The 17,013-nt window shown below is 66.9% G+C and carries 6 protein-coding genes; 3 read left to right on the plus strand and 3 right to left on the minus strand.

Annotated features, from left to right (window positions below; all coding sequences use genetic code 11):
* Nucleotides 1-44: 44 nt before the first annotated feature.
* Nucleotides 45-12,998 (minus strand): non-ribosomal peptide synthetase, encoded by a 12,954-nt coding sequence (locus tag CAG34_RS23975; protein WP_085592817.1) that lies wholly within the window; start codon nt 12,996-12,998, stop codon nt 45-47.
* A 317-nt stretch (nt 12,999-13,315) separates the two neighbouring features.
* On the opposite strand from CAG34_RS23975, the gene CAG34_RS23980 reads away from it, so the two are divergent.
* Nucleotides 13,316-13,846, plus strand: a complete 531-nt coding sequence (locus CAG34_RS23980) for an RNA polymerase factor sigma-70 (RefSeq protein ID WP_015271130.1) — start codon at nt 13,316-13,318, stop codon at nt 13,844-13,846.
* A gap of 115 nt (nt 13,847-13,961) precedes the next feature.
* Here CAG34_RS23980 and CAG34_RS23985 read toward each other — a convergent pair whose 3' ends face one another.
* Together CAG34_RS23985 and CAG34_RS23990 are read right to left on the minus strand one after the other, a co-directional pair.
* Nucleotides 13,962-14,975 carry a GNAT family N-acetyltransferase gene (locus tag CAG34_RS23985; RefSeq protein WP_085592819.1) on the minus strand — a complete coding sequence of 338 codons (1,014 nt, stop codon included), beginning with the start codon at nt 14,973-14,975 and terminating at the stop codon, nt 13,962-13,964.
* A 63-nt stretch (nt 14,976-15,038) separates the two neighbouring features.
* Nucleotides 15,039-15,839: an ABC transporter substrate-binding protein gene (locus CAG34_RS23990; protein ID WP_025340005.1), complete on the minus strand. Its 801-nt coding sequence runs from the start codon at nt 15,837-15,839 to the stop codon at nt 15,039-15,041.
* Between the two features lie 172 nt (nt 15,840-16,011).
* Between CAG34_RS23990 and CAG34_RS23995 the strand changes: the two genes are divergently transcribed.
* Together CAG34_RS23995 and CAG34_RS24000 are read left to right on the plus strand one after the other, a co-directional pair.
* Nucleotides 16,012-16,563: an exonuclease domain-containing protein gene (locus CAG34_RS23995; protein ID WP_075045871.1), complete on the plus strand. Its 552-nt coding sequence runs from the start codon at nt 16,012-16,014 to the stop codon at nt 16,561-16,563.
* Nucleotides 16,564-16,638: 75 nt separating this feature from the next.
* Entirely contained in the window at nt 16,639-16,923 is a 285-nt protein-coding gene (locus CAG34_RS24000) for a pyrimidine/purine nucleoside phosphorylase (RefSeq protein ID WP_085592821.1), read from the plus strand.
* Nucleotides 16,924-17,013 lie beyond the last annotated feature (90 nt).

Below are 17,013 nucleotides of genomic sequence, written 5' to 3' on the forward strand. Positions count from 1 at the left end.
GCATAGCGGCCCCAGCAATTTCAACTTTTGTGCACCTGCTCAGGTCACAACCCCTCCAGCTCGGCCATCAGGTCACTGAGCCGGTCGACCTTGTCGTCATCCAGCACACTGCCCTGCAGCCCCTGCACATACACCGCCAGCTCCTCCACCGTGCTGCACTCGAACATCGCCCGCAACGGCACGTTCAACTGCAACTGCTTCTGCACCCGCGAGGCGATCTGTGTGGCCAGCAGCGAATGTCCGCCCAGCTCGAAGAAGTTGTCGTGCACCCCGACCCGCTCGGCCTTGAGCACATCGGCCCAGATACCGGCCAGTACCTTTTCCAGCTCGTTGCGCGGCGCCTGGTAGGCCTGGCTGTGCTGGCCACCGATGTCGATGGCCGGCAGGGCCTTGCGGTCGAGCTTGCCGTTGGCGTTGTGCGGCAGGCTGTCGAACCAGCCCCAGTGCAGTGGGACCATGTACTCCGGCAACTCGGCACGCAGGCGCTGCTTGAGCTGTTCCAGCAACGCAGCGTCAGCTGCAACGCCCTGATGCGCCACCAGGTAACCCACCAAGTGCTTGCCATTGACGCCCTCCTGCACGCCAACGGCAGCGTCGCGGAGCTCCGGCTGTTCGTGCAGGCGGGCTTCGATTTCGCCCAGTTCGATGCGGTAGCCGCGAATCTTCACTTGATGGTCGATGCGCCCGACATACTCCAGCACCCCGTCCGGGCGCTGCCGCGCCAGGTCGCCGGTGCGGTACAGGCGTTCGCCCGGCGCACCATATGGATGGGGGATGAACGCCAACGCAGTGCGCACCGGGTCGCCGACATAGCCACGGCCCACGCCGGTGCCGGCCACGCACAGCTCACCTGTCGCACCCAGTGGCACCAGCGCCTGGTCCTCGCCGAACAGGTACAGGCGGTTGTTGTCGGTCGGCGTGCCGATCGGCAGGTAGCTGCCACGGGTCGAGGCGGCATCGACGCGGAAGAACGCCACGTCATCGGAGCACTCCGCCGGGCCGTAGGCGTTGACCAGGCCGATCTGCGGGTAGCGCTGCAGCCACTGCGCCGCCAGCTCCGGTGGCATGGCTTCGCCGGTCGGCAGCATCCAGCGCAGGCCATCGAGGGCCTGGTGGTCGTTGGCCAGCATGCCCTGGATCAGCGACGGCACGCTCTCCAGCACGCTGATGCCGGTGGCCTGCACATGCGCCAGCAGGCCCTGCGGGTCATGGGCGATGGCGTTCGGCACGATCTCCACCCTGGCGCCGAACAGCGGCGCGGCAAGAAACTGCCACACCGAAATGTCGAAGCTCTGCGAGGCCGTCTGGGCGATCACGTCGTGTTCGCCGAGCGCCAGGTACGGCACCTTGCTCAGCTGGTTGTTGAGCATGCCGCGCTGCTCGACCATCACCCCCTTCGGCAAACCGGTGGAGCCTGAGGTGTAGATCACATAGGCGAGGTTATCCGGCCCGCTGTGAATGCCGGGGTTGTGGCTGGCCACCGGGCTGGCCTGGATGTCTTCCCAGACCAGCAGCTGCGGCCGCACCGCCGCCTCCAGCTCGCCCAGCAACTGCCGCCCTTGCCCGGCACAGGCCGCGCTGCACACCAGCACGGGTGTACGGCTGAGCTCGATGATGCTTTGCAGGCGCGCCGCCGGCAGGCCCGGGTCCAGTGGCAGGTAGCCGGCGCCGGCCTTGAAGCTGCCGACGATCATGCCCAGCAGCGGTAGCCCACGCTCGGCCAGCAGTGCCACCGGCTGGTCCACCTTCACACCCGCCGCGATCAAGGCATGGCCCAGGCGGTTGGCCGCCAGGTTCAAGCCGACGTAGTCGTAGGACGCGTCCAGGCAGCGGGCCACGGTACGTTGCGGATGTGCGGCCACCTGCGCCTCGAACTGCGCGATGTAGCTGTCTTCCAGCGGATAGGCGCGCGCGGTACGGTTGCAGTCCTCCAACAGGAAGCGCTGCTCTTCGGCACCCAGCAACGGCAGTGCGCTCATCTCCCCTTCAAAGCCTTGCACCAGCGCCAGCAGCAGGCGCTTGAACTCGGCCAGCAGGCGCTCGACGGTCGGGTAGTCGAAGTACCTCTGGTCGAACGACAGGTGCAGGCCAAGGTCATCGCCCGGGTAGCACACTGCTGTCAGCGGGAAGTTGGTGTGGGTACGGCCCGAGTCGGAGCTGGCATTCAGGTGCTGGGCGTGGTCGAGCACGGCAGTTTCCACCGGCGCGTTCTCGAACACGAACAGGCTGTCGAACAGCGGCTGGCCCTTGGGCAGTTCGCTGCATTCCTGGATCGCCACCAGCGGCAGGTATTCATACTCGCGCAGCTCCATGTTGTGCTCCAACAGGCCTTGCACCCACTGCCGCACACTGCAGCGCTCACCCGCCACCGGCAATTGCACGCGCAGGGCGACGCTGTTGATGAACAGGCCGACGGTACGCTGCATCTGCGGCATGCTCACCGGGCGCCCGGCCACGGTCACGCCAAAGGCCACGTCGCGGTCGCCACTGTAGCGCGCCAGTACCAGGGCCCAGGCCGCCTGGGCGAAGGTGTTGACGGTGAGCTGGTGGGCCTGGGCCAGTTCACGCAGGCGCACGCCGTCGCTCACCGCCAGGCGGGTGTAACAGTCGCCGACGATCATGCCGCTACCGGCATGGTCGTGGCGCAGCGGGCGGTCGCTGGGGATGGTGGTGGCGCGTTCGAAGCCGGCCAGGTTGGCCTGCCACCAGGCTCGCGCGTCGTCCAGGCCCTGGCGTTGCAGCCAGCCGATGTAGTCGCGGTAGCGCGGTGGCACCGGCAAGCGGGCCTGGCGCCCCTCGCCGAGGGCCTGGTAGATCTCGAAGAAATCGTTCATCAACAGCGAACGGCACCAGGCATCGATGAGGATGTGGTGGTTGCTCATCATGAACCAGTAGCGCTCGTCGGCCACACGCACCAGGCGCAGGTGGAACGGCGCCTCGCTGAGCAGGGCGAAACCAGCCTCGCGTTCCTGCTTGTGCAGGGTCTGCAGGCGCTGCTCCTGGGCGTCGTCGTCGAGGCCACGCCAGTCCTGGTAGTCCACCGGCGTGTTGCCCGGCTTGTGGATGATCTGCAGCATCGCCTCGCCGGTGTTCCAGCTGAACGATGCGCGTAGCGCCTCGTGGCGCGCCACCACCGCCTGCCACGCCTGGGCGAAGCGTTCGGGGTCGAGCGCGCTGTTGATGCGGTAGCGGTCCTGCATGTAGTAGAGGCCGGTGCCCGGTTCCAGCAGGGTGTGCAGCAGCATGCCCTCCTGCATCGGCGTAAGCGGGTAGACGTCCTCGATCTGCGCGGCCGGTACCGGTAGCGCGTCGATCTGCGCTTGAGTCAGGTGCGCCAGCGGGAAGTCCGATGGTGTGAAACTGCCGTTGCCATCAGCCAGGCAATGCTCGACCAGCGCCAGCAGCTCCAGGCGATAGGCGTCGGCCAGGCTGGCGATGGTCCGCTCGTCGTAGCGTTCGGCACTGAAGGTCCAGCGCAGTTGCAGGGCGCCGCCGTACACCTGGCCATCGACACTCAGCCAGTTGGGCAGCGGTGCATCGAGGTCGTGGGCCAGGCCGGCCGGGGCGTCCAGCGGCTGGAACAGGGCTGTGCTGTCGAACTGCTGGTCGAACTGGCCCAGGTAGTTGAAGGTGATGCGTGCCTGCGGCAGGGCCGCCATCTGCTCGCGCCCTGCCGTATCGGCCAGGTAGCGCAGCACGCCGTAGCCCAGCCCTTTGTGCGGCACCTGGCGCAACTGCTCCTTGATGCGCTTGATCGAGCCTGCCCGCGCCGCATCGTCCTCGCCTGGCAGCGGGCGCAGGCTCAGCGGGTAGGCGTTGGTGAACCAGCCGACGCTGCGGGTCAGGTCCATGTCTTCGAACAGCCCGTCACGGCCATGGCCCTCAAGCTGTACCAGCACTTCTTCATCGCCGCTCCAGCGGCACAGGGCACGCGCCAGCGCGGTCAGCAGCAGGTCGTTGACCTGGGTGTGATAGGCCGCCGGGGCCTGCTGCAGCAACTGCCGGGTCTGCGCCACATCCAGGCCGATGGCCAGGGTACGGGCGTGGCGGTGCAGGTTGCCGCCCTGCGGGTGATCGCATGGCAGTTCACGGCGCACACCACCCAACTGGCCTTGCCACCAGCCCAGCTCGTCGCGCAGCGAATCGCTGCCGGCATAGCTGGCCAGGCGTGCGGCCCAGTCGCCCATGGCGTGGGTCTTGCCCGGCAGCGGTTGGCCACGGTACAGCGCTTGCAGGTCTTCCAGCAGCACGCGCCACGACACGCCATCGACCACCAGGTGATGGATCGCCAGCAACAGGCGCTGGCCGCCCTGCCCGTCATTAACCAGCAAGGCGCGCAACAGTGGGCCCTGTTCCAGGTCGAGGCTGCGTTGCAGGTCGGTGTACAGCGGTTGGCAATCGGCGAAGTCGGCGACCGTGGCTGTCCACAGCAATTGCCCGGTGGCAGGCGAAGCATATTCGGCCTGCCAGCGGCCCTGGGCCTGACTGAAGCGCAGGCGCAGGCTGTCGTGGTGCTGCACCAGGGCGGCCAAGGCTCGCTCCAGTACCCCCTCATCCAGCGGCTTGCGCGCCTCCAGCAGAACAGCCTGGTTCCAGTGCTGCGGCTGTGGCACTTCAGTGTCGAAGAACCAGTGCTGGATCGGCGTGAGGCCGGCCTGGCCCTGGCGCTGGCCCTGTTCGATGCTGCTGGCGGCTTCGCTGCGCTGAACGATGGCGGCCAGGGTCTGGATGGTCTGATGCTGGAACAGGTCGCGCGGGGTGAACTGCAAGCCGGCCTGACGAGCCCGGCTGACTACCTGGATCGACAGGATCGAGTCGCCGCCCAGTTCGAAGAAGTTGTCCTGCACGCCGACCCGGGCAACGTTGAGCACGTCGCGCCAGATCTGCGCCAGTTGCGCTTCCACCTCGTTGCCAGGCGCCTGGTACTGCTGGCGTGCCTGCTCCAGGTCCGGCAGCGGCAGCGCACGGCGGTCGAGCTTGCCGTTGCCCATCAGCGGCAGGCTGTCGAGCAGCACCAGGTGCGCCGGCACCATGTAGTCCGGCAGGTGCTGGCGGGCATCGGCTTTCACCGCGTCGCGCAGCAGGCCCTGGGCCTCGCTGTCGGCAGCGGCCTGCCCGCACACCAGGTAACCCACCAGTTGCTTGCCGCCCGGCAGGTCGAGGGCCAGCACCACAGCCTCGTCGACATCGGCATGCGCCTGCAGGCGGCTTTCGATTTCGCCCAGTTCGATACGGAAACCGCGAATCTTCACCTGCTGGTCGGCGCGGCCGACGTACTCGACCAGGCCATCGCTGCCCAGGCGCACCAGGTCACCGGTGCGATACAGGCGCCCGCCTTCGCTGCCGAACGGGTCGGCGACGAAGCGCTCGGCGCAAAGGCCCGGGCGGTCGTGGTAACCCTGGGCCAGGCCGGCACCGCCGACATACAGCTCGCCAATAGCGCCTTGCGGCAACAGGGCAAGGTCTTCGTCGAGGATGTAGGCCGTGCGGCTACCGATGACGCGGCCGATCGGTACGCTGCCCAGCTCCGCCGGCAGTGTCTGTGGTGCCAGGCAGGCCAGCGGCATGACCACGGTTTCGGTCGGCCCGTAGGCGTTGAAGAACTGCTGTGGCGCGAAGGCCTGGCGGATGCGCTGCAGGTGTTCGCCGGTCAGCGCTTCACCACCGGTAATGACCAGGCGCACTGGCAACTGTTCGCCCTGCCCGGCCAGGTACTGCGCCAACTGGCTACCGTAGCTGGGCGTGAAGCCGAGGATGCTCACCTGCTGCTCGCGCACCAGCTGGCAGATGTCTTCGGCGCCCCACTGCCCCTGGGCGCGCAGCACCACGCGGGCGCCACACAGCAGCGGCACCCACAGGCGTTCGCTGGCGGCGTCGAAATTGATCGAATAGAAGTGCAGCTCGCAGTCATCGCTGCGCATGCCGAACGCGTCGATCACCGCCTGGCAATGCATGGCGAACTCGCCGTGGCTGACTACCACGCCCTTGGGCTTGCCGGTGGAACCGGAGGTGTAGATCAGGTAGGCCTGGTGCTGCGGCAGGTTGAGGTTGTCCAGCGGCGCATCGCTGTAGGCCGACAGGCTGGCGCTGTCGTCCTCCAGGCTCCAGTGCGCCACGCCTTCGGGCAACTGCCCCAGGGTTTGCAGCAGCGTGCGCTGGCTGAGCAGCAGGCCGATGCGGCTGTCTTCGATCATGTAGCGCAGGCGGTCGAGCGGGTATTCGGGGTCGAGCGGCACGTAGGCGCCACCGGCCTTGAGGATGGCCAGCAGGCCGATGACCATTTCCAGCGAACGCTCCAGCGCCAGGCCCACACGCACCTGCGGGCCGACGCCACGCTCGCGCAGGGCGCGGGCCAGGCGGTTGGCCTGCTGGTCGAGTTCGGCATAGGTCATGTGCCGGCCGGCGAAGGTCAACGCGCCAGCGTGTGGCGTGCGCGCAGCCTGGGCGGCAAACAGGCCGTGCACGGTCTGGTCGAGAGCGAGATCCTGCTCGCCCTGCAACTGGCCCGCCAGCACCTGCTGCTCGGCGCTGCTCAGCATCGGCAGCTCGCACAGGCGCTGTTGCGGGTTGTCGAGCAGGCCGGCCAGCAATTGCTGCCAGTGCTCGGCCATGCGTGCGATGCGTGGCTCGTCGAACAGGTCACGGCTGTAGGTCAGGCAGCAACCCAGGCGGCCGTCGAGGTCGGTCACCTCCAGGTACAGGTCGAACTTGGTGGCGCTGGCGTCGTTGACCAGGTAATCCACCTGCATGCCAGCAAGCTGGCGGCTTTGCTGGAAGGCCCAGCGCTGCACGTTGCACATCACCTGGAACAGCGGGTTGTAGGCGCTGCTGCGCGGTGGCTGCAGGGCTTCCACCAGCTGGTCGAACGGCAGGTCCTGGTGCGACTGGCCTTCGATGGCAACCTGGCGTACCTGCTCCAGCAACTGTGCGGCGCTCATCTGGCCGTCCAGCTCGCAACGCAGCACCTGGGTGTTGAGGAACGCGCCGATCAGCCCTTCGCTTTCCGGGCGGATGCGGTTGGCCACCGGCGCGCCAATGCGCAGGTCACGCTGGCCGCTGTAGCGGTGCAGCAAGGCGGCCAGGGTGGCAGTCATGGTCATGAACAGGGTCAGGCCGCGCTGGCTGTTGAAGGCATGCACGCGGGCGACCAGCGCCGGGTCGAGCTCGAAGCGGTACAGCTCGCCACGGTGGCTCTGCACTGCCGGGCGCGGGCGGTCGGCAGGCAGCGCCAGTACCGGGTGTTCATCGCCCAGGCGGGCCTGCCAGTAGGCCAGCTGGCGGGCGCCCTCGCCGCTTTCCAGCCATTGCCGTTGCCACACGCTGTAGTCCAGGTACTGCACCGGCAGCGGCGCCAGCGGCGATTCGCGGTCATCGACGAAGGCCTCGTACAGCTCGCCCAGTTCGCGGGCGAAGATGTCCATGGCCCAGCCTTCGGTGACGATATGGTGCAGGGTCAGCACGAAGAAGTGCTCGCGCTCTTGGGCTTTGACCAGACAGGCACGCAGCAACGGACCGCGCTCCAGATCGAACGGCTGGTGCGCCTGGTCGTCGGCCAGTTGTTGCAGGCGTTGTTGGCGGGCATCGGCGGGCAAAGCGCTGAAGTCCTGCCAGTCGAGGTGCAGGCTGCTGTCTTCGGCCACGCACTGATACGGCACGCCATCGATGCTGGGGAAGGTGGTGCGCAGGGTTTCGTGGCGCACCACCAGCGCCTGCAACGCACGCTCGAAGGCATCCACATGCAGGGTGCCACGCAGGCGCGCCATGCCGCCGACGTTGTACGCCGGGCTGCCCGGCTCCATTTGCCAGAGGAACCACATGCGCTGCTGCGAGTACGACAGCGGCACCGCCTGGCGGCGGTCGACGCGGGTGATTGCGCCTTGCAGGTTGCGCTCACCGGCGGCACGGATACGCGTGATCTCGGCACAGAAGGCGCCCAGCTCGCTGGCGTCGAACAGGGCCTTGAGCGGCAGCTCGACATCACAGGCCTGACGCGTGCGCGAGACAATTTGAGTGGCCAGCAGCGAATGGCCGCCGAGGGCGAAGAAGTCATCCTGCAGGCCAACGCGCGGCAGGTTCAGCACTTCACGCCAGATGGCAGCGACCTGCTGCTGCAACTCGGTTTGCGGCTCGATGTGCTCCCGCTGCTGCCACACCGGGGCCGGCAACGCCTTGCGGTCGACCTTGCCGCTGGGGCCCAGCGGCATCTGCGCCAGCGGGATGAGTTGTGCCGGCACCATGTAGGCCGGTAGTTGTTCAGCCAGCACCGTCAGCAATGCATCAGGCTGGGCGCTGCCACTGTAGTAGCCGACCAGTTGCGCGCCTACGGCATCCTTGTGAATCAGCACCAGCGCCTGTTCGACCCCCGCTTGCGCCAGCAGGCAGGCCTGGACTTCTTCGGGTTCGACACGGAAGCCACGCACCTTGACCTGCTGGTCGAGGCGGCCAAGGTATTCCAGCGCCTCGGTCTGCACCTGCCAGCGGGCGCGATCGCCACTGCGGTACAGGCGCTCGCCATTGCCGTCGGCCCGGGGCACGAAGCGCTCGGCGGTGAGGCCCGGGCGGCCCAGGTAGCCACGGGCCAGGCCTGCACCGCCAAGATACAGCTCGCCCGGCACACCAGGGGCGGTCAGTTCCAGCTCGTCGTCCAGCACACGGCACAGCACATTGCCCAGCGGGCGGCCGATCGGCGAGCGTTCGCCATCGGTGGCCTGGCAGTGCCAGTGGGTGACGTTGATGGCGGTTTCGGTCGGGCCATAGCGGTTGTGCAACTGCACCTGTGGCAGCACCTGCAGCACGCGGTCACGCAATGCCGCGGACAGCGCTTCGCCACCGGAGAACAGCCGGCGCAGGCTGCTGCAGGCACCGGCCTGCGGCTCCTGGACGAACACCTGCAACAGCGGCGGCACGAAGTGCAGCGTGGTCACGCCATGGGCCTGCACCAACGCGGCGATGCGCTGCGGGTCACGGTGCTCGCCAGGGCCGGCGAGCACCAGCTTGCAACCGGTCACCAGTGGCCAGAAGCATTCCCATACCGAAACATCGAAGCTGATCGGCGCCTTCTGCATCAGCACATCGCTGTCGTCCAGCACATAGCTGGCCTGCATCCATTGCAGGCGTTCGGCCAGTGCCGCGTGGGTATTGCCCACGCCCTTGGGCTGGCCGGTGGAGCCGGAGGTGTAGATCACATAGGCCAGGTTGTCGCCATGCAGGTGCAACCCGGGGGCATGGCTTGGCCAGCTGTCCAGGTGCAGCTGGTCGAGGGCGATGGCGCTGACGCCGTCCACCTGTGGCAGCTTGCCCAGCAGGTTGCTGTGGCTCAGCAACAGGCCAGCGTTGCAGTCGGCGAGCATGTAGGCCAGGCGCTCGGCCGGGTAATCGACGTCCAGCGGCACATAGGCACCACCGGCCTTGAGAATGGCCAGCAGGCCCACCAGCAGCTGCGGCGAACGCTCGACGGCGATGGCCACGCAGGTGTCGGGGCCGACGCCTTTGTCACGCAGGTAGTGGGCCAGGCGGTTGGCTTGCTGGTGCAACTCGGCGTAATCCAGGCTGCCACCGTCCCACACCAGGGCGGTGCGCTGCGGGGTCAGGCGTGCCTGCTCATTGAGCTGCTCGACCAGCAGGCGCTGCGGCGCCGCAGCGGGTGCCTCGCCCCAGCTCAGCAGTTGCGCGCGGCCAGGCTCGTCGAGCAATTGCACCTCGCCCAGCGCCCGCTGCGGCCCGGCACACACCTGCTCGAGCAGGGCCAGCAGGTGCTGGGCCAGGCGCTCGACGGTGCTGGCATCGAACAATTCGGCGGCATAGTCGAAGGCCAGGCTCAGGCGGCCCTGGTGGTCTTCTTCACTGTGCAGCTGCAAGTCGAACTTGGCTTCGCGACTGTGCCACGGCAGCTCTTCGGCCAGCAGGCCCGGCAGGCGGCGCAGGGCAGACAGGTCACGCTGCTGATGGTTGAACATGACCTGGAACAGGCCTTGCTCGCGAGCCTCGGGCAAGGCTTCGAGCAGTTGCTCGAACGGCAGGTCCTGGTTGGCTTGGGCATCCAGGGTGGCCTGGCGCACCTGGGCCAGCAACTGGTCGAACGGCAGGCGGCCATCGAGTTGCGCACGCAGCACCTGGGTGTTGATGAAGAAGCCGACCATGCCTTGGGTTTCCAGGCGCGGGCGGTTGGCGTTGGGCACGCCGACACGGATATCGGCCTGGCCACTGTAGCGGTACAACAGCGCCTGCCAGCCGGCCAGCAGCACCATGAACAGGCTGGCCTGCTGTTCGCGGGCCAGGCCCTTGAGCGCTTCGGTGAGCCTGACCGGTACCTTGAGGTTGAAGCGGGCGGCGCGGTGGTCGCGCTGGCTGGTGCGCGGGTGGTCGGTGCACAGGTCGAGCACCGGCAGTTCATCCCCCAGACGCGCCTGCCAGTACTGCAGCTGACGCTCGGCTTCGCCTGCGGCCAGCCACTGTCGCTGCCAGGTGCCGTAGTCGGCATAACCCAGGGTCAGCGCTGCCAGGTTGGCCTCGAGGCCCTGGCAATGGGCGGCGTACAGTTTGGCGAATTCGTCCAGCAGGATGTTCAGCGACCAGCCGTCGGCGACGATATGGTGCAGGGTCACCCACAGTTGATGGTGTTCATCGTCCAGGCGCACCAGGGTCACCCGCAGCAACGGCCCACGGGTCAGGTCGAACGGCTGGCGAGCTTCGGTTTCACGCTGGGCGGCGACCTGTTCGGCGGCCTGGCCTTCGAGGTCCAGGCGGCGAAGGTCGAACGGCTGCTGCGCCTGGATGCGCTGCAGGGCCTGGCCGTTCTCTTCGGCAAACAGGGTACGCAGTGATTCGTGGCGCGCCACCAGCGCCTGGAAGGCCGCTTCCAGTGCGTTTTCGTCCAGCTCACCGCGCAACTGCAGGCCGGCCGGAATGTTGTAGGCCGCCGACTGCGGGTCCAACTGCCACAGCAGCCACAGGCGGTTTTGCGCCAGCGACTGGGGCAGCGCCTGGGTGCGTTCCAGAGTAGCGATGGCACCGACCCGGCCACCGCCTTCGGCGATGATCGCGGCCACGGCGTTGGCGTAGTCGGCCAGTATCGGCGCCTCGAACAGGGTGCGCAGGCCCAGCTCGATACCCAATTCATCGGCCAGGCGTGCGGTGGCGTGGGTGGCGGCGATGGAGTTGCCACCCAGCAGCAGGAAGTGGTCGTCTGCCGCCACCGCCTCGACCTTGAGGATGTCGCGCCACACACCGGCGATGCGTGCCTGCAGTTCATCGCAGGCGGCATCCGTGGCAACGGGCTCGCTCACCTCAGGGAAGCGGGCGTAGCAGTCCAGGCTGCCATCGTCCATGCGCAGGCGGCAGGCCGAACGCTGGAGCTTGCCGCTGGAGGTCTTGGGCAGTGCGCCCGGGTTCAGCAGCAGGACCACGGCCGGGGCCTGGCGGCAGGCGTCGGCGATCACCTGGCGCAGGGTCTTGATCAGCGCCTGGGGCTTGATCGCCTTCTGCACGTTGCGGCTGATTTCCACCGCCACGCCAATGCCCTCCTCGCCTTGCTGCTCGACGGCGAACACTGCCACTCGGCCTTTGCGCAGCACCTCCACTTCGCGCTCGAGGGTCTTTTCAAGGTCCTGCGGGTACAGGTTCTGCCCGCGCACGATGAGCATGTCCTTCAGGCGCCCGGTGACGAACACTTCGCCTTCGCGCATGAAGCCCAGGTCGCCGGTACGCAGCCAGGTCTGGCCGTCCATCTCGACGAAGGTGCGGGCGCTGGCCTCGGGGTTGCGCCAGTAGCCCAGGGCGATGCTCGGGCCACCGGCCCAGATCTCGCCCACCTGGTTGTCGCCCAGCACCTGCAGGCGTTGTGGTTCGACAATGCGCACGGCATGCCCGGGCTGCGGGTAGCCACAGCTCATCAGCACACTGCCCTTGCCAGGTTCCGCACGGTTGGCGGCGAAGGCTTCGGCGTCCAGCTCCAGCGCGGCGATGCCCTGGCCACGGCGGCTGCCGCTGACGAACAGGGTCGCCTCGGCCAGGCCGTAGCTGGCGAAGAAGCTCTGCGGGTCGAAGCCGCAGGCCTGGAACTTGTCGGCAAAGGCCGCCAGGCTGTCCTGGCGGATTGGCTCGGAGCCGGAATAGGCCACCCGCCAACGGCTCAGGTCGAGCCCGGCCAGGGAGGCCTCGCTGACCCGCTCGCTGCACAGTCGGTAGGCAAAGTCGGGGCCGCCGCTGATGGTGCCGCCGTACTCGCTGATGGCCTGCAACCAGCGCAGCGGCCGGGCCAGGAAGTAGCCCGGCGACATCAGCACACAGGGCACGCCGCTGAAGATCGGCTGCAGCAGGCCGCCGATCAGGCCCATGTCGTGGTACAGCGGCAGCCAGCTGACGATCACGTCGTCGGGGTTGAGGTCGATGCCAAAGCCTTGGCGGATCAGTTGCTCGTTGGCCACCAGGTTGCCATGGCTGACCTGCACGCCCTTGGGCAGTGCGGTGGAGCCGGAGGTGTACTGCAGGAAGGCGATGTCATCACCCTTGAGCGCGGGCTCGCGCCAGTTCGCAGCCAGTGCCGGGTCCAGGCCATCCACCGCCAGCAGTTCGGGGGCGTTGGCCGCCGCCAGGGCCTCCAGGCCCTGCAGGCTGTCGTGCAGGGCCGCGACGGTCAGCAGCAGGCGCGGCTCGGCGTCGTCGATGATCGACAGCAAGCGCTGCTGGTGGTGCTGGCGCGCGGACTCCGGCGGGTAGGCCGGCACCGCAATCACGCCGGCATACAGGCAGCCGAAGAACGCCGCTACATAGTCTGGCCCGCTGGGGAACAACAGCACCGCGCGGTCGCCGAAGCTGGCCCGGGTTTGCAAGGCAGCGGCGATGGTGCGCGCACGCTGATCGAGGTCCCGGTAGCTGAGCACGGCCTGCTCGCCGGGAGCGTCGGCCAGAAAGCGCAAGGCGACTTTGTCCGGGGTCTGCGCGGCGCGTTGCGCCAGGGCCTGGACCAGCGAGAGCGGGAGTTCGAAGGCGTCCGTCATGGGGTGTTCCTGCCAGTGTCTGGTTGGGTCGGGCCGGCTGCTGCGCGAACGTGGGCGCAGCGGCATGTGGCGGCCTGAGGTGTACACAGGGGAACGGATGGGCGGAGGGAGAAATTAGCGTGCCAGAGCACCGGCAAGGGCACCACGCAGGCCCTTTCGCGGGCAAGCCCGGTGCCACAGGCTTAGAACCGAAATGCACGGTTACCAATTACATTTCGCATTTGACAATCATTATCATTCTGAATAGCTTGTCGCCCGTCGTAGGAAGCTTCCCAAATTTGGGTGCGTCCTTTCCCCTCTGTGACAAGGTGATTTCCATGGCGGAACAACTATCCACAAGTAAGTGCGATTCACCATTACTGCAGGCCTTCGTCGACAACCGCAGCATCCTGGTCAAGATCGCTGCCCGCATCACCGGCTGCCGGTCGCGCGCCGAAGATGTGGTGCAGGACGCCTTTTTCCGGCTCAGCGCCGCCCCGCAGATCACATCGTCGTTCAAGGCGCAGCTGAGCTACCTGTTCCAGATCGTGCGCAACCTGGCCATCGACCACTATCGCAAGCAGGCGATGGAGTTGAAGTACTCCGGCAGCGAGGAGGAAGGCCTGAACGTGGTCGTGCAAAACGCCTCCCCCGAAGCCACCCACATCAACCTTGCCGCGCTGGATGACATTGCCGAGGCACTGAACGAACTGCCCCAGCGCACCCGCTATGCCTTCGAGATGTACCGCCTGCATGGTGTGCCGCAGAAGGACATTGCCAAGGAGCTGGGAGTGTCGCCGACACTGGTCAACTTCATGATCCGCGATGCGCTGGTGCATTGCCGCAAGACGGCCAGTCGGCAGGCCTGATCAGGCAGAGCCTGCTTCTTCGCGGGCACGCCCGCTCCCACAGGAAAAGCACAGACCTCAAAGACTGAGGGGGACCTGTGGGAGCGGGCGCGCCCGCGAAGAAGCCACCTCGATATCAAGCCAGTTTGCAGCGATCGAAAAACCGCTCCCGCCCCAGAATCATCAACGCCGCGCGCTTGTGCGGGAAGTCGAACTCCTTGTCGCAATGGAAGCACTGGTCGTGCATGTAGCCGATCATCTTGCCGTTGTCGGCACGCGGCTCGGCCACCACCCGCTGGGTGCGCGGGTCATCCAGGAACAGGTAGTGCACCAGCGCCGATAGCCAGCTGGCCACCTTGTGCGGCCCGCGGTGGCTCTCCTCCCCCACCAGCATGTGGATGCCACGGTCGTAGTCATCGGCCGGGTAGAACGGCGCAATGCGGTCTTCCTTGGCCCAATACGCCTCGAAGTAGGCAAACGGCTGGTCATCGAAGCAGCCGATCAGCGTCAGGGCATGCGGGTCGGCCTCGAGCTTGCCCAGGTACTCGCGATGCTGCGCAAGGGTGCCAGCCTCCTGCCAGAACGCCTCCACCCGCGGGTTGTTCTGCCAGCGGTTGAAGCGCTCCAGGTCATGCTCGATCTCCAAGGTACGCAGCGACACCCAACTGCCCAGGCGCGTATCGAAGCGCCGGTACACCTCGCCACGAGGCTTGGGCGCGCGGCGTGGGTGGCGCTTGCCGTTGCTGATCTGCATTTGCTGCGGGTATGCCACGCTGGTCGACTCGCCCAGCCACGGCTGTGGCAGCTGCCAGAACAGCGCCCGCTCGCACAGGTATTGGCCAGGCTGCTCGCCGGCCAGCAGCAGGCCACTGGTCAATGCCTGGGGCAACGCCTCGGGCAGGTACCAGGCCAGGCGCTGGCAGGCGGTGTCGCGGGCCAGCAGCCAATAACAGGCGGCCCACAAGGCCTGATAGGGGCGCTCGGGGCACAGCCGCTCCAGGTGAACATGCAGGGTGGCGCCCACCTCCAGGCGCAACTGGATCAGCGGGCGGCCTTCGAGGGACAGGCTCAGCCAGCTGTCGCCCTCCTTGGCACTGAGGCTGCGCCAACGTGGCGCTGACTGGGGCTGCGAAGCGGCATCGAACGGCATGGGCTTGACTCACGGCAATGAAGAAAAGGCTCACTGCTGAGAACGTTGCCGCACCACGGGAATTTAGTCGTGTGGGGCCGACACCGTGATGCGGTAGGGCTCGAAGATGCGCGCCAGCTCGCCACTGTCGCGCAGGGCCCGCAGCAGCGCCGCGAACGACTGCTCGCCGATCGGAGCCCCCGGGCGCAGCAAGGCGTAGTGGTGGTAGACCTGGTCAATGCGCTGCGAGGACACCAACTGGTCCCGGCTGGCCGGGTTGCGCTCCAGGAAATCGCTGAGATAGGAACGCGTGACCAGGGCGATGTCGGCGCGGTCGGCCTGCACCATCAGCAGGTTGCTGTCGTGGGAATAGGTCAGGGTCGCTTTGTAGGCGGTGCGCAGGTAGTCCGGGTCGGAGTTGAAGCCGGCGAACGCATAGTGGTAGCCGTTGATCAGCGCCAGGCGCTTGCCGTGCAGGTCGTCGAAGTAATGCGGGTCACGGCCGTTGGCCTTGCGGGCGACGAACACCTCGGCATCTTCCAGGCCCAGGTCCACGCTCTGGTGGGCAATCTGCTGCCAGCCCCACTCCGGGTTCTCGAAAATGGCCATGTCGGTGCGGCCTTGCTGGAGGTCACCAAAACGCCGCTGGATGGAGGTGGGCACCACGACGAAGTGGTAGCGCTGCTGCGTGCGGTTGAGCGCGTCGACCAGCTGCGGCAGCAGGCCACTGTCGGCGCCCTGCTCGGGGCGTACCGTATACGGTGGGAAATGCGCCGCGCCAATCCTCACTTCGACGGCATCGGCAGCCCATACCGGCGCCGCCAGCCAGAACACGGCCAACAGCATCAGGGAAGACAGGGCCTTTAGGCCGGGCGCTGGAGTCAAGACGGATGCTCATCACGGTTCATGCCTGGGTCCACCTAAGCTAGGCGTTTTCCGGGCCGGACACAACTGCCGGATAGTGGCCCTTTGTGCCAAAGCCGCAGGCAAATTGCCAGGGGGTGCCGGATGCCCTGAGTTTGGCTACGCTCTAGCAGGATCTGCAAGGGAGCCTGGTATGGGCCATTGGTTGGTGATCGACCTGGAAGCCACCACCGACGATGGTGGGTGGCCGGTCACAGAGATGGAAGTCATTGAAATCGGCGCAAGCCTGGTTACCCGCGAAGGCCGCGAGGTCGACCACTTCCAGCGCTTCGTGAAGCCCCGGCGGCGGCCGCAGCTGACCCCGTTCTGCCGTGAGCTGACCCACATCAGCCAGGCCAGCGTGGACAGTGCCGCGCCGTTCCGCGAGGTATGGGCAAGCTTCGAGCGCTGGCTCGGGCACCACCGCGGGCAGCTTCAGGCCTGGGTCAGCTGGGGCGACTACGACCGCCAGCAGTTGCACCAGGAGTGGCAGCAGCATGGGCTGGACAGCCTGCTGCGGACCCTGCCGCACATCAACCTCAAGCAACGCTTCGCCAAGGCCCGCCACCTGCAGCGCCCCGCGGGGCTGAACGGTGCACTGCAGCTGGCCGGCATGCACTTTTGCGGGCAGCAGCACCGGGCCCTGGAAGATGCGCGCAATACCGCGCGGCTGCTGCCGTTGAGCCTGCCGGTGGACGCTACCTGAAAGCAGATGACGGGGCCCGTGGGCTTGGGCATACTGGCCAGCCCTTTTTCATCCCCCCCTTTCAGGAGTCGCCCCATGTTCAAGGTCAACGAATACTTCGATGGTACTGTCAAGTCGATCGCCTTCGAAGGCACTGAAGGCCCGGCCACTGTCGGCGTGATGGCCCCGGGCGAATACGAGTTCGGCACTGCCAAGCGCGAGATCATGCACGTGGTTTCGGGTGCGCTGACCGTGAAGCTGCCAGGTAGCGACAACTGGGAAACCTTCAAGGCCGGTGACAAGTTCAATGTGGCCGCCGACAGCAAGTTCCAGCTGAAGGTGGCGGTGGATACTGCCTACCTGTGCGAGTACCGTGACTAAGCGGTAGCCTGTACCGGCCTCTTCGCGGGCATGCCCGCTCCTACAGGTTCACTACAAGCTTGCGGGCCTGTGCAGTACCTGTGGGAGCGG

The sequence above is a fragment of the Pseudomonas sp. B14(2017) genome, from assembly GCF_002113255.1.
In the GTDB taxonomy this organism is placed as follows: Bacteria; Pseudomonadota; Gammaproteobacteria; order Pseudomonadales; family Pseudomonadaceae; genus Aquipseudomonas; species Aquipseudomonas putida_Z.

Excerpts from the sequence above, each read along its gene's own strand:
- CAG34_RS23975 (WP_085592817.1), bottom strand. The coding sequence starts at position 12,998 with ATGACGGACGCCTTCGAACTCCCGCTCTCGCTGGTCCAGGCCCTGGCG.
- CAG34_RS23980 (WP_015271130.1), top strand. The coding sequence starts at position 13,316 with ATGGCGGAACAACTATCCACAAGTAAGTGCGATTCACCATTACTGCAG.
- CAG34_RS23985 (WP_085592819.1), bottom strand. The coding sequence starts at position 14,975 with ATGCCGTTCGATGCCGCTTCGCAGCCCCAGTCAGCGCCACGTTGGCGC.
- CAG34_RS23995 (WP_075045871.1), top strand. The coding sequence starts at position 16,012 with ATGGGCCATTGGTTGGTGATCGACCTGGAAGCCACCACCGACGATGGT.
- CAG34_RS24000 (WP_085592821.1), top strand. The coding sequence starts at position 16,639 with ATGTTCAAGGTCAACGAATACTTCGATGGTACTGTCAAGTCGATCGCC.